The organism is Flavobacteriales bacterium (assembly GCA_030584065.1).
GTDB lineage: Bacteria > Bacteroidota > Bacteroidia > Flavobacteriales_F > PHOS-HE28 > PHOS-HE28.
This window is the reverse complement of record CP129489.1, coordinates 3,239,282-3,253,466: the sequence shown is the minus strand read 5'-3', so window position 1 is coordinate 3,253,466 and position 14,185 is coordinate 3,239,282. Positions and strand designations below refer to the sequence as shown.

Below are 14,185 nucleotides of genomic sequence, written 5' to 3'. Positions count from 1 at the left end.
GCGAACAGGCGCCTGGCCTGCCCTCCGACCGCTTCATCGGGGAGCGCGGCGAATGTGAACAGCGGGTGAAGCGGGGATCGGGATCGTTCACATCCGGAGGGGGACCCCGATGTGGATGCGTGAAGCACGCGCGCGCCCGCTCCATGAACCGTTGCAGGGCCCTGCTGCTGGCCGGCCTGGCACTCGCCGGCGCGCGGGCGAACAACCTCACCATCACGCAGCCCCTGCTGGTTGACTTCAACACCACAGCGGGCACGGTGGACGCCCGTTTCACGGTGAGCTGGCAGAACAGCTGGCGCACCAGCGTGGCCCCCGGCAACTGGGACGCGGCGTGGGTCTTCCTGAAGTTCCGCGTGGGCACCGCCGACCCCGTGCGCACCGGGGTGAGCAGCACCGGCACCACGCTGAACGTGGGCAGCACGGCCCTGCTGCGCGTGGGCATGCCTGTGATCCGCACGGGCGGAACGGGCGCGCTGGCCGCCAACACGGTGATCACCGCCATCCCGAACGCCACGCAGGTCACCATCAGCGCGGCGCCCACCACGGCACTTGCGGGAGCTTCGGTGCGCTTCATCCGCATCTGGGAGCATGCGCGCCTGGCCAACGATGCCGCCCACTTCGCGCCCGCGGGCAGCACCATCCGCACGGGCCTGCTGAACCCGGCCGCTGCCTACAACGCCACCACCAACTATGGCGTGGGCGCCTTCATCCACCGCAGCGCGAACGGCACGGGCACTTTCACGGCCAGCAACGTGGAGCTGCGCTGGAACCTGGGCACGCAAGGGCTCGGCAGCGGCGGCCCCATCGAGGTGTGCGCCTTCGGGCACGAGATGGTGTACGTGACGGGGGGGAGCTTCCGACTCGGTTCTGGAGCGGCATCCACTTCCAACAACGACTTCTTCATGCAGCCGAATTTCAGCGGCATCTATCTGGTCGCAAGCGAAGCGGCAATCTCCATAGGCGCTGGCACGGGGAACCTTTGGTACAGCAATAACAACGGCGAAGGAGGCGACCAAAGCGGCCCCGTACCAGCAGCCTTCCCGAAGGGCTTTACCGCATTCTATTGCATGAAGTACGAGATCGCTCAAGGGGACTACGTGGACTTCCTCAACAAGCTAACGCGCGCCCAACAGAATGCACGGACAGCAACCGCCCTGGCTGAAGGCACCACCGCTGTTACGAACCGCTACGTCCTATCAAATGCCGCCGCTGTGAGCCATCGCAATGGCATACGCTGCCCAGCTGCGATCAGTGCGACGGATCCCATCTCGTTCTACTGCGACCTCGACCAGGACGGGGTGGCGAACGAAGCCAATGATGGCCGCTGGGTGGCCTGCAACTTCTTGACATGGTACGATGTGGCAGCATTCCTGGACTGGTCGGGACTAAGGCCATTATCGGACCTGGAATACGAGAAAGCGTGCAGAGGTCCGGCCGTGCAAGTGCTGAACGAACATCCGTGGGGAACAGCGGCCATCGGGACAACCGGCTACGTATTCGTCAACCTGGGCTCGGCCAACGAGCAGATCACGACCAATTATTCAACGGTCGGCGGCAATGCGATATACCTCGGTACAGGAACCACCATGGTCGGTGGCGCAGGCGGAGTGGTGCAGCCTACGATCAACGGGCCAGCAAGGGTCGGCATCACCGCGCACCATGCCTCGAACAATGGCCGCGTGCGAGCTGGAGCTGGCTATTACGGCGCCTTGGATCTATCGGGAAATGTTGCAGAACTGATTATAACAATCGGTGTTAGCCAAGGCAGGGCATACACGGGGACCCATGGGAACGGGCTGTTGACGGCAGCAGGCAATCACGATGCCGCTGCCTGGCCGACAGCAACAGCGGGTACCGGCTTTCGAGGCGGGCACTGGTACTCGTCGCAGGCGCAATGCAGAACGTCGGACCGGAGCGCGGTACTAGAAGGGATGAACAGCTCAGCGGCGAACCGCAACCGATACTACGGCGGCCGCGGCGTGCGCACCATGCCATGAGAACCGCAATCTCCATAGCAGGTCTCCTGATCACGCTCACTTGCCCTGCGCAGTACCTCGGTGGCACTGGTGGCGGAGGTGCAACGAACTGCTCCGCAGCCTTCGCCATGCTGCCTGTAGAACTGCTGCACTTCACGGTCAAGGTGGAAGGCGAGCATGTGCTCCTCTCCTGGGCCACAGCCACCGAACTGAACAATGCGGGCTTCCATGTGGAGCGCAGCAGCGATGGCTTGCGATTCGAGCCCATCGCGGAAGTGGAAGGCATGGGTACCACGCAGCAGTTGACCAGCTACGAGACCGTGGACCGCGCACCGCTGCGCGGCCTGAGCTTCTACCGCTTGCGGCAGACGGACCATGATGGCACCACCATGCTCAGCGAGGTGGTGGCCGTGGAGGTGAAGACCGCCGAGGCCGTGGCCTATCCGAATCCCGTGCAGGATCTGCTGCATCTGGCCGGATTGGAGCCAGGCGCCATCGTGGAGGTCATCGACCCCCTAGGGCGGGTGATCCACGCGGAGCGCAGCACGGCCCAGCTGCTCACGATCCAGGCGGCGCGCTGGCCCGCCGGGCGCTACACCGCGCGCGTGGTGGCCGGGAGCGGCACCAGCACCATCGGCATCATCCGGCACTGAGCCGCTAAAGGCGGGGGCGCGGTGATCGTTCACATCGGGACGGCTTCCCCGATGTGCCCTTGAACCAAACCCATGCCCATGCAACGACTTCTCCTCCTCGCGGGCCTGCTGCACGCCGCCAGCCTGTTCGCCCAACTGCCCACTTACGGATGGGCCCGATCGCTGGGCACGCTGAACAATCTGGACCACGTGAAGGCCGGTGCCGACGGCCGCGTCCATGTCTTTGGCACCTTCAATGGCAACCACGACCTGGACCTGGGCCCGGGGCAATTGATCGTCTCCGAATCGGGCAGCAGCTATGGCGCCTTCGTGGCCACCGCCGAAGCGGATGGCACGCTAGCCTGGGCCATCGCGCTTTCCAGCACCACCAATGTGAATACGACCAGCCTGCATGTGAACCCCGACGGCAGCTTGATCGCGCACGGGAACTTCCGGGGCATCCTGGATGCCGATCCCGCTCCGGGCGGCGAGTTGCAGTTCAATGCCGGCTCCTCGTTCGACCAATTCGTGGGGCACTACGATGCCGATGGCAACCTGATCCGGGCGGTGAGCTGGGGCAACAGCGGCGATCTGAACTATGGCGTGATGGCGGTCGCCCCCGATGGCAGCCTTTATATCATGCTGAGCCCTTCGGGCACCCTTGATGTGGACCCTGGGCCCAATGCGGTCTCGTATGGTCCAAACCCATCGGGCGAGCGCATCCTGGTAAAGCTGGGCCCGGATTGGAGCTTCCAATGGGTGCGCCGCATCGGCCTGGTGAATCCGATCACCGTGCATGCACCGAGCACCGGCGGCATCATCGTCGTGGGCACCTTCGGCGGCACGCAGCTCATCGGCACCGCGCCCAACACGATCACGCTCACCGGCAATCCATCCTTGACCGATGGCTTCGTGCTCCGCCTCGATGACCAGGGCCTGCCGGTGGAGGGCGTCTCTTACGGTGGCACGGGCACCGAGCTGGTGGACGGGTCCGCGCTCGCACCGGATGGCTCCATCATCATCCTGGGCGAGTATACAGGCACCACCGACCTGGACCCAGGCACCGGTGAGCTGTCGTTCACGGCAGCCGCCGGCTACGACGCATACGCCATGAAGATCGATGCGGGCCTGGAGCTCGTGTGGGGCCAGACCTGGGACGCCGGCGTTACCGCCCTGGCCCTCGATGGCTACGGCGACGCGTACATCATCGGCGCCCTCAGCGGCCCGGTTGACCTGGATCCCGGCCCTGGGACATCCATCGTGCAGAGCAGCTTCACCAACGCCTACCACCTGAAGCTCGATGGCGCGGACGGCAGCTTCATGCACGCCTTTCCGGCCAGCGATGGAGCAACCGGCTACATCACGGCACGCAGCCTGGCGCTCTCGGAGAACGGTGCCATCCTCACCACGGGCGCCTTCCGCGCGAGCACGGACATGAACCCCTTGGGCGGGGATGATGTCCTCACCGTGCAGGTGGTGCAGACGGAGGAGTTCTATGTGCGCCGGCTCGATCAGGCCATCGGGCTGGGCATGCGCACTGAAGACCCCGAAGCGCTCCTGCTCTTCCCGGTGCCTTGCGAACAGACCCTGCACGTGCTGTCGCAGAGCAGCCCAGCGGCACCCTACTCCATCCGCGATGCGCAGGGCCGCGTGCTGCTGAGCGGGCGCCTCGCCCCCGGCACGCCGCGCACCATCGGCGTGGAGGCCCTGGCGCCCGGCGCCTATCTGCTCGAGATCGGCGGACAGGTGGGGCGCTTCATCAAGCAGTGAGCGGCACGGCTGTTCACAAATGGCCGGCCACACCGATGTGCCTTGGAACCAACCTCACGAAATCCCCTGAACCAAAACCCCAGCCCCATGCGACCACTGAACAAACTGCTTGCCTGCGCGATGGCCCTTATGGTGCCCTTGTGCACCTGGGCACAAACGGAAAGCGAACCGAATGACAACATCGCCAACGCCAACACCGTCTCGCTTGGTGTGGCTATGAACGGCGATATGGGCGGACCGCCCTGTGTGACAGGTACCAGCGATGACTTCTTCAGCCTGAACCTGATGGCGGATGGACAATTGACCATCAACACGAACACTGAGAACACCGGCACGGGCAGTTCGACCATACGGATCGATGTCTACAATTCAGGTGGTTCGCAGATCACTTGGTTCACCCATGCCACTGGACCCGCAGGCGCTCCGAGCAGCGTGAACACGACGGTGAACTGCCTGAACAAGGGACTCTACTACTTCAGGGTCCAAAGGGGCAATGCGAGTCTGTGCTACACCTACGCGTTGACCCTTACCCTGACAGCGCCACTCTTCGCGGATGATATCGAACCGAACAACAATGCCGCGCAGGCGGACGCCAATCCGCTACTCGCCCCTGCCGCGATCACCGAAGGCCATGTGAACTTCAGCCATTATGGCGACAACGCTGACTTCTATCGGATCGAGACACCGGTCAATGGCACGCTGAGCATCACGACCACCTCGGAGGCCGTCGCAGCCGGCAACATTCGCATCGATATCTACAATGGTTCCGTCGTGCAAACCAACTTCTATTTGACCCCCGTAGGCACCGATGGAACTCCCGCCACCCATACACAGTCGTACAACTGCTATGGAGCCGGAGTATACTACCTGCGCGTCATCAGCAATGCACCATGCGGCGTAAGCTACCAGCTCAGTTATTCGGTGACACCGCCCTTGTTCGCGAACGACTTGGAAGACAACGATAACTTCAGCCAGGCTGACGCCAATCCGATACTCCCCCATGGATCGATCACGGAGGGACATCTGAACTTCAGCCACTACGGTGACAACTTCGACTTCTACCGTATCCAGACACCGACCAATGGGACGCTGAACATCACAACCAACTCGGAGGCCTTCGCCGCAGGCGATCTCCGGATAGACGTGTACAATGGAACCGGTTCGCAGACGGACTGGTACTTGACCCCGATAGGCACTGGAGGAACTCCAGCCTCGCATACACGGTCGTTCAGCTGCTACGGAGCAGGGGACTATTATGTGAGAGTCTTCAGCAACGGGCCATGCGGCGTAAGCTACCAGCTCAGTTATACGGTGACAGCGCCGGTCTTCGGGAACGACATGGAGCCCAACAACAGCCTCCCTTCCGCTGTCGTCTTCAACCCCGATTCATCCCAGGCAGAAGGGCATCTGAACTTCGCGAACTACGGCGACAACAACGACTTCTACAAGATAGTCCTTCCTGCGGCCGGCAGCATCGCCTTTGGCCTGCTCGCCGAGGCAGCCACCGCAGGCAGTCTTAGGGTAGACCTGTACAATAGCGGTGGAGGCCAGGTCACATGGACCACCTTCCCCATAGGAGGTGATCATGTTCCGACGAACAGTGCGGTGAACTTCGTCGGGCTGCCCGCTGGCATCTATTATCTGCGCGCGATCAGTGCTAACTCGTGCGGGGTCAGCTACAGATTCCTATGCAACGATACCGATGCGGATGGCACGTGCAACTACTTCGACTTGTGTCCCGGTGGACCGGAACCTGGAACGCCGTGTGATGACGGCTCCGCCTGCACCATCAACGATGTGATACAATCCGACTGTGGTTGCGACGGCACACCTGTGGACCCGGATGACGGGGATCCCTGCACATTGGACAGTTGTGATCCGATCAGCGGGGTGTCGAACATCTTCCAGGATGCTGACAACGATGGCACCTGCGACTTTTTCGATGGTTGCCCAAACGACCCGAACAAGATCGCGCCGGGCCAATGCGGTTGCGGTGTGCCTGATACGGATACAGATGGTGACCTCACCGCCGACTGCAACGATGGCTGCCCGAATGATCCGAACAAGATCGCACCCGGCATCTGCGGCTGCGGCGTGAGCGATGTGGATACCGACAACGATGGAACGGCTGACTGCATCGATGCCTGCCCACTGCTGCCCAACCTGGTGAACGGCGACCCCTGCGATGACGGCAACGCGAACACAGTCAACGATGTGGTGACCAACTGCATCTGCGCCGGCACGCTGCTCAACGACGACTGCGAAGGCGTGCCCGGCGGCCCGGCCCAGCCCGGCACCGCGTGCAACGACAACAACGACTGCACCATCAACGACGTGTACGACGCCAACTGCAACTGCGCAGGCACCTTCCAGGATAGCGACAGCGATGGGGTATGCGATGCCAACGATGCCTGCCCGCTGCTGCCCAACCTGGTGAACGGCGACCCCTGCGATGACGGCAACGCGAACACGGTCAACGATGTGGTGATCAACTGCATCTGCGCCGGTACGCTGCTCAACGACGACTGCGAAGGCGTGCCCGGCGGCCCGGCCCAGCCCGGCACCGCGTGCAACGACAACAACGACTGCACCATCAACGACGTGTACGACGCCAACTGCAACTGCGCAGGCACCTTCCAGGACAGCGACAGCGATGGGGTATGCGATGCCAACGATGCCTGCCCGCTGCTGCCCAACCTGGTGAACGGCGACCCCTGCGATGACGGCAACGCGAACACGGTCAACGATGTGGTGACCAACTGCATCTGCGCCGGTACGCTGCTCAACGACGACTGCGAAGGCGTGCCCGGCGGCCCGGCCCAGCCCGGCACCGCGTGCAACGACAACAACGACTGCACCATCAACGACGTGTACGACGCCAACTGCAACTGCGACGGCACCCTCCAGGACACCGACAGCGACGGCGTGTGCGATGCGGATGACACCTGCCCCACCGTACCCGGCCAGATCGGCTCGGCCTGCAACGATGGCAATGCCAGCACCATCAACGACCAGCTCGATGGCAACTGCAACTGCGTGGGCACGCCCGTGGGCCCCGGCTGCGACTTCAATGAGGTGGAGCTCGTAGTGGTGAATGATGCCGTGAGCAGCGTGCAATGGGAGGTCCGCGCACAGGGCACCGGTACGCTCATCGCCAACGGCGCGGTGAACCCGCCTGCCGGCACCTACACCCTCGACATCTGCCTGCCCGACGGCTGCTACTACCTGGTGGTGACCGACGACGGCGGCGACGGCATCGCCGGCGGCGGCTACGTGCTGCGCCTGGCCACTGGCGAGCGCCTGATCGACAACACCGGCAACATGACCGTCGGCGTCAGCCAGATCGCCGCTAACGAGGGCTTCTGCCTGCCCTTGGGCGAGGACAAGCTGCTCTGGAGCAGCTGCGACAAGACCGACTGGCGCCAGAACCAGTTCGTGGTGGCCAACCCCAATGCAGCAGTCTCCGCCCAGTTCGGTGCGAGCAACGCCAACAGCGGCTACCAGATGTGGTGGTTCGACCCCAACGGCGGCTACAGCTTCAAGCGCTTCCAGAGCCACAACACCACCAACGGCCTTGCGGCCAACGCCACCCGCGCCTGCCACTTCCAGGTGAACGGCTGGAGCGGTAACCAGCTGCAGCCCAATGTCCTCTACAATGTGAAGGTCCGCGGCCGCGTAGCCGGCACCTACCTCCCTTGGGGGCGTGCCTGCCGCTTCGTGCTCGACCCCCTGCGCGCCCAGTGCCCACTCACCAAGCTCATGGACATCCCCAACAACCAGTACCTGAGCTGCGGACAGAGCCGCAACTGGGGCGCCGGCAACTGGATCGCTGCCCGCCCGGTGAGCCGCCTGAACGCCAACGGTGGAACCCAGAACGCCAACCGCTACCAGTTCCGCTTCCGCCTCCCCGATGAGAGCGTGGTGACCGTCCGCACCGCCACCACCTACCTCCTCCAGCTCAACTGGGGCAACACCCCGCTGCAGCCCGGCAACACCTACCTGGTGGACGTGCGTGCCAGCTTCGATGGTGGCGCCACCTGGTGCACGGACTTTATCCAGCCCAGCGTGGACCCCTGGGGCGAGTTCTGCACCCTCACCATCATCGGCGGCAGCTCCTCCATGAACATGGAGAACGCTTCGGGCGAAGCGGTCGAGAACGTGCGCATGGCCCTCTACCCCAACCCCAACCAGGGCGACCAGCTGATGCTGAGCCTGAGCGCGGTGGCCCAGGGCGTGCAGACGGTGAGCGTGGACCTCTTCGATCTGTTCGGCAAGCGCGTGGCGGCCCGCACCATCCCCGTGCAGGACGGCTTCGTGAACACCATGCTGGAACTCAACGGCGAGCTCGCCAACGGCCTCTACATGGTGAGCATCACCGCCGGTGCCGACAGCTACACCGAGCGACTGGTGATCCAGAGGTAGCGGCATCACATGATGAAGCAGGCGCGGCGCTCCATTGGGGCGCCGCGCCTGCTTCGGGCCCTTCCGGTACCTTGCCCTTTCGCATGCGCAACAGCTCCCTTTTCGCCGTCATGTTCGGCTCTGCCTGTGCCACCGCGCAGCAGACAGAGGTGACCCGGTATGACGTGGACCAGGGGCTGCCGCAGAGCATGGTGAACCATGTGCTTCAAGATGCCGACGGCTTCATCTGGCTGGGCACCGGCGATGGCCTGGCGCGTTTCGATGGTCATCGCTTCATCAGCTACAAACACGATCCCCGCGCTGCAGAGAGCCTTTCGCACAACAGCATCTGGGGCATCATGGAGCAGGATGAGCGCCACCTGCTCATCGGCACGCGCACCGGGCTCGACGTGCTGGACCGCCGCACTGGCCGCTTTGTGCACGCGGCCACATCGCTTCCGGAGAAGCAGGACGGATGCTGGCAGCCGGTCTGGCGGCGCGCTGACGGTGCACTCCTGTATTCGCCGCTTACGCGCACACTGCTCCATGTGCAGGAGGGCAGCAGCAGCTTGCAGCAGCTGAGGCACACTGCCAGCTACGCCATGCACGCCGACCCTGGCTCGGGCACCATCACGCAGGTGCTCTGGCCCGACACCCTGCTCACCCTGCTGCCCGACGGCCAGGAGCGCATCGATCGGCTGCCGAACCCCCGACAGGAGCAGATCACGGGATTGCTGCCCCTGGGCAGCCGCTGGCTGATGCTCACGGACCTCAGCGCGTGGACATGGTCACCGGAAGAGGGCCGCAGGCCCTTGCCTCCGGAGACGCAGGCATGGATGGATCGCGCATCGAAGGGGAAGCGCGGCGCTATCGGTCCTGACGGAGGGATCTGGGTGAGCCAATCGGGCGCCGGCGTGGCCGTGCTTGACCGGGACCTGCGCATCGTGCAGCGGTACCCGCTCCTGCCTGAGCATGAACGGCCGCTGGACATCACGGTGATCGCCTTCGACCGGCAAGGCAATGCCTGGGTGGGCACCGATGGCAAGGGCGTCTTCCGGATCGCCCCGCAGCGCATCCGGTTCGGCCGGTGCATGCCAGGGCAGGGCATGGGCTGGGAGCCGCCCTCCTGGTTCGTCCGCGGCTTCGCGCAATGGGATGCGCACCAGGTCCTGGTCCATCTCTACCAAGGCGGATTCGCCCTGTTCGATGAGCGGACGGATGCGCTGCAGCCGCTGGACCTTCCGCACTCCACGCGCGCCGCGCTCGCCGACCCGGAGTATTCCGGGCCTTGGACCGATGCGCAGGGCATACTGTGGCTCCGCGACATCTACTCGGTGACCGCTCTGGAACCCGGAACCGGCCGACTGCTGCTTCCGCACCGCACCACCCATGGCAATGCCTTGGCCATCGGCCCGGATGGCGATGCCGTGGTAATCTCGCGCGAAGGTCTGCACGCCATGCGCCATGGGCCGGACGGCATCAGGGCCTTGCCCCTGCCCAGCGACAGCCTACGGCGCTGGATGAGCGCGGTGAAAACGGTCCCCTCGCGCCTCGCCTTCGATCACCGAGGGCGATTGCTCGCATGCCAATCCACCATGCCGATCGCAGTGTGGCAAGATGACCGCCCGATCCCTGCCGGACCCTTCCCCTCCAGCACCCGGTTCACCGCTGTTGCGCAAGGCGCCGAAGGGGACCTCTGGATGACCACCAATGAGGGCCTCTACCTGCTCAGCGGCAAGGACCTTTCAGTCAAACGCCACTGGACGGTGCACGACGGCCTTCCCGACCAATTCCTCTATGGCATGCTCCAGGGCGATGATGGCGCTTGGTGGATATCCTCGAACAAGGGCCTCTGCCGCTTCGATCCGGCCAGGGACGCGTTCACCGCCTTCGGGCCCATGGACGGCCTGCAAAGCACCGAATTCAACTCGGGCGCCTTCCTCCGGTCGGCCAGCGGACGGCTCTACTTCGGTGGCATCAACGGGTTCAACCACTTCCGGCCCGCATCGCTTCGCATCGACCCCGATACGCCCTTGGTGGCGCTCATCGGGCTCGTTGCACAGGACTCCGTGGTCGATGCCGCAGCGCTCGGCGATGCACCGGCCATAGTGCTGCCCTTCGGCCGCAACCAGCTGCTCATCGACCTTGCCGTGCTGGAGATGACTGCGCCGGAGCGCAACCATTACCGCTGGCGCATCACGGGCTACAGCGATTGGGCCGAGCAGCCGGCCGACCGGCCCATTACGCTCACGAACATGCCCGCAGGCCGCTTCACCCTCGAGGTGATCGGCGTCAATGGCGACGGCATCGCTTCCGCACCGCGCACAGTCCTCGCCATTGCCGTCCCCCTGCCCTTCACGGCATCACCGGGGTTCTTCGTGCTGCTGGGAGGACTGCTGATCGGCGGCCTAGGCGCGGCAGGCTTCCTCCTCTACCGGCAGCACGTGCGCCGCCGGCAGCAACGCGCGGAGCAGGAACTGAAGGAAATGCGCATCCGCGCCCGCATCGCGCACGACTTGCACGACGATGTGGGCAGCGGTTTGGCCCGCATCACCGCCCTTGCTCGCACCGCCGAGCGCAAGGGCGCCAAAGGCGAGGATGCCGCAGGCGACGTGCAACGCGTGCGTGCACTCTCGCAGGAATTGATGCAGGACCTGCGCGATGTGGTCTGGGTGAACGATCCGCGCGATGGCGACCTGGCAGCGCTGCTGCTGCGGCTGCGGGCCTACGTGCAGGACCTGTTCGAGCCCACCGGCGCAGACTGCGTGTTCGATTTCCCGGATCCACTGCCCGAACGCCGCATCGGCAGCCAGGCCCGTCGCAACCTCTTCCTCATCGCCAAGGAAGCCGCGCACAACGCGTTCAAGTACAGCGGGGCCCGCAGGGTCACCGTCCGCTTCGAGCTGGACGCGACGGGATTCGCCCTGGAGCTGGCGGACAACGGGAAGGGGCTGGACGCTGGCGTGGCCCCGCAGGGCGGGCATGGCCTGGCGAACATGCGCCAGCGGGCCGCGGAGCTGGGTGCGGACTGCGCCATCGCCGCCGCTGTTGATGGCGGGACATCCGTGCGCGTTGCAGGACCGCTCCCGGCCCTCGACCTTTGAGGCATGCCCATCCGAGTGAGCGTGATCGAGGACGACGCCATCCTGCGCGATGCGATGGCCGATGCCATCGGCGATGATCCGGCGATGCAGGTGGTGGGCCTGCACCCAACCGGCGAGTCCTTCCTGGCCCAACTGGAGGCCGAGGCCCCCGATGTGGCCATCATGGACATCAACCTGCCGGGCTTCAGCGGCATCGAGGCGGTGCGCCGCGCCAAGGCGAAGCGGCCGGCCGCGCAATTCTTGATGTGCACCGTGCAGGATGACGACGACCACCTCTTCGAGGCCCTCTGCGCCGGCGCAACCGGCTACCTGGTGAAGGATGCCGACCCCCAGCAGGTGATTGCGGCGGTGAAGGACCTGCATGGCGGCGGCTCACCGATGAGCGCGGGCATCGCACGCAGGGTCATCCACGCGCTGCAGCGTCAGCGGTCGCCCAGCCCGGAGATCATGCGCCTCACGGACCGGGAGCGGGAAGTGCTGGACCAGCTAGCTCAGGGCTACCGCTACAAGGAAATCGCTGCGCGGCTGCAGGTGAGCATGGACACCGTGCGCACCCACATCCGCAACCTCTACGAGAAGCTGCAGGTGAGCTCGCGCACCGATGCGCTGAACAAGCTCTATCCGCGCTGAGCGCAGGGTCCGGAGGGCCTCGCACAAATGTGGTATTGCCTCCGGACGGACGCAGGGGAACCTTTGCCCGCACTGCATATCCATTCCGAACCATGCGCTGCACCGCTCTTCTCCCTGTCCTCCTCCCCAGCCTGCTCCTCGCCCAGAAGGAGTTCCCCAAGGTGTGGGAGGCCAAGTTCTCGGTGAACCCGGAATGGAACGCCGTTTCGCCCGACCTGGCCCATGTGGTGGCCGGTGACATGTCGGAGATCGAGATGCTCGACGGGAGTACCGGGAAGCCGCTGTGGACCTACAACTTCAAGGAGAAGCACGGCGTGAAGAAGTGCGAGGATTGGATCGCCCACCACGACAGCCAGACCATCGAGGTCATCATCCAGAAGGGCAAGAACGAGCCGCGGGAGATCACCCACCTGGACTATGCCACGGGCCAGCCCGTGGCCACCGAGCAGATGGCCGCGCGCACCAAAGAAGCGCCCGAGCAGAAGCGCAAGGCGGCCGTGAGCCGCCGCATCAACCGTGTGAACTGCTTTGACGAGGCGAGCCGCACCACGATCCGCGTGAGCTACGCGGATCGGGTGGTGCGCAACGCGATCGGCGGGCAGGACATGGAGCTGACCGTTCGCGCCAGCGGGGGTCACAGCTGGACGGCCACCTTCACCGGGCGCGTGGTGGCCCACTTGGTGCACGACATGCTGCCGGCGGACGACGGCCCCATGATCCTGAACGTGACCACCGGCCAGGGCAAGGTCTTCGTGGTCTACGAGGGCATCACCTGCATCGACCTGGCCACCGGCAGGGTGCTCTGGAGCAGCTCGTTCGACAACACGCAGACCAGCATCGGGCTGGCAGCCCGGCAGGAGATCGGCCGCGCCGCCATGCCCTTGCCCGCTGCCGACGGCGTGTACGTGTGCGACTTCAGCAAGGGGGAGCGCACCATCAAGAAGCTCGACCTGAACACCGGCAGCGTGATCTGGCAGGCCGATGCGCTGAAGAAGGACGATATCGTATCGGAACTCGTGGTGGATGGCGGCAACCTCATCGCCCGTTTCGGCGGGCTCATCCGCGTGGAGCGCTTCATCCCCTCCACGAACGGCGGCGTGGGCGACGGCACCTACAAGGTGGAGCACGCCTTCGAGGGCAGCACCAGCCTGCGCGCCTACGATGCGGCCACCGGCAAGCCCGTGTGGAGCACCGAATCCATGGACCTGCCGGACAACTTCAGGGCGAGCGAATGCAACATCCTCAGCGGGAACGGACGCGTCTATGCGTGCGGCGCCAAGAACATGTACGTGTTCGACGCCGCCACGGGCAAGGTTGAGAAGCAGGGCGAGTACAACGCCAAGGCCATCGGTGCCGCCCAGGCCTTGTACCCCTATGAGGACAGCTTCATGATCGAGGGCAGCAAGGGGATCGCGCAGCTCGATGCCGGACTGAAGCTCAAGTACGCCACCAATACCGGGCAATGCCTCCTCACGGAGATGCGCGGCGATGCGTTCATCGTTTGGACCGGGAAGAAGCCGGACGACCGCAACGAGTTCATCCGCTTCGACCCCGCCTCGGGCGCCATCATGGGCAAGCTGGAAGGCTGCTACAGGCCCCGGTTCGATATGACCGGCGACCGCTTCATCCGCTTCGACAATCCGAAGGTGATGATGTACCGCACGAATTGAGA

Annotated in this window: 7 protein-coding genes; all 7 read left to right on the top strand. The window is 64.6% G+C overall.

All coding sequences use genetic code 11. The features are described from left to right. Positions 1-143 precede the first annotated feature (143 nt). The 7 genes from QY325_13525 (at position 144) to QY325_13495 (ending at position 14,183) form a co-directional block, all read left to right on the top strand. Positions 144-1,997: a hypothetical protein gene (locus QY325_13525; GenBank protein ID WKZ65775.1), complete on the top strand. Its 1,854-nt coding sequence runs from the start codon at positions 144-146 to the stop codon at positions 1,995-1,997. Further along, positions 1,994-2,629 (top strand): T9SS type A sorting domain-containing protein, encoded by a 636-nt coding sequence (locus QY325_13520; GenBank protein ID WKZ65774.1) that lies wholly within the window; start codon positions 1,994-1,996, stop codon positions 2,627-2,629. Before QY325_13525 ends, QY325_13520 begins: the two co-directional genes overlap by 4 nt. 78 nt (positions 2,630-2,707) lie before the next feature. Further along, positions 2,708-4,378, top strand: a complete 1,671-nt coding sequence (locus tag QY325_13515; protein WKZ65773.1) for a hypothetical protein — start codon at positions 2,708-2,710, stop codon at positions 4,376-4,378. Between the two features lie 87 nt (positions 4,379-4,465). Next, on the top strand, positions 4,466-8,800 hold the full coding sequence (locus QY325_13510) for a T9SS type A sorting domain-containing protein (GenBank protein ID WKZ65772.1): 4,335 nt from the start codon (positions 4,466-4,468) through the stop codon (positions 8,798-8,800). 83 nt (positions 8,801-8,883) lie between these two features. Beyond that, positions 8,884-11,883, top strand: a complete 3,000-nt coding sequence (locus QY325_13505; protein WKZ65771.1) for a two-component regulator propeller domain-containing protein — start codon at positions 8,884-8,886, stop codon at positions 11,881-11,883. A gap of 3 nt (positions 11,884-11,886) precedes the next feature. Beyond that, positions 11,887-12,513: a response regulator transcription factor gene (locus QY325_13500; GenBank protein ID WKZ65770.1), complete on the top strand. Its 627-nt coding sequence runs from the start codon at positions 11,887-11,889 to the stop codon at positions 12,511-12,513. A gap of 92 nt (positions 12,514-12,605) precedes the next feature. Beyond that, positions 12,606-14,183, top strand: a complete 1,578-nt coding sequence (locus tag QY325_13495) for a PQQ-binding-like beta-propeller repeat protein (GenBank protein WKZ65769.1) — start codon at positions 12,606-12,608, stop codon at positions 14,181-14,183. The last annotated feature ends 2 nt before the right edge of the window (positions 14,184-14,185 follow it).

Coding starts and splice junctions, on each gene's coding strand:
- QY325_13525 (WKZ65775.1), top strand. CDS start 144: ATGAACCGTTGCAGGGCCCTGCTGCTGGCCGGCCTGGCACTCGCCGGC.
- QY325_13520 (WKZ65774.1), top strand. CDS start 1,994: ATGAGAACCGCAATCTCCATAGCAGGTCTCCTGATCACGCTCACTTGC.
- QY325_13515 (WKZ65773.1), top strand. CDS start 2,708: ATGCAACGACTTCTCCTCCTCGCGGGCCTGCTGCACGCCGCCAGCCTG.
- QY325_13510 (WKZ65772.1), top strand. CDS start 4,466: ATGCGACCACTGAACAAACTGCTTGCCTGCGCGATGGCCCTTATGGTG.
- QY325_13505 (WKZ65771.1), top strand. CDS start 8,884: ATGCGCAACAGCTCCCTTTTCGCCGTCATGTTCGGCTCTGCCTGTGCC.
- QY325_13500 (WKZ65770.1), top strand. CDS start 11,887: ATGCCCATCCGAGTGAGCGTGATCGAGGACGACGCCATCCTGCGCGAT.
- QY325_13495 (WKZ65769.1), top strand. CDS start 12,606: ATGCGCTGCACCGCTCTTCTCCCTGTCCTCCTCCCCAGCCTGCTCCTC.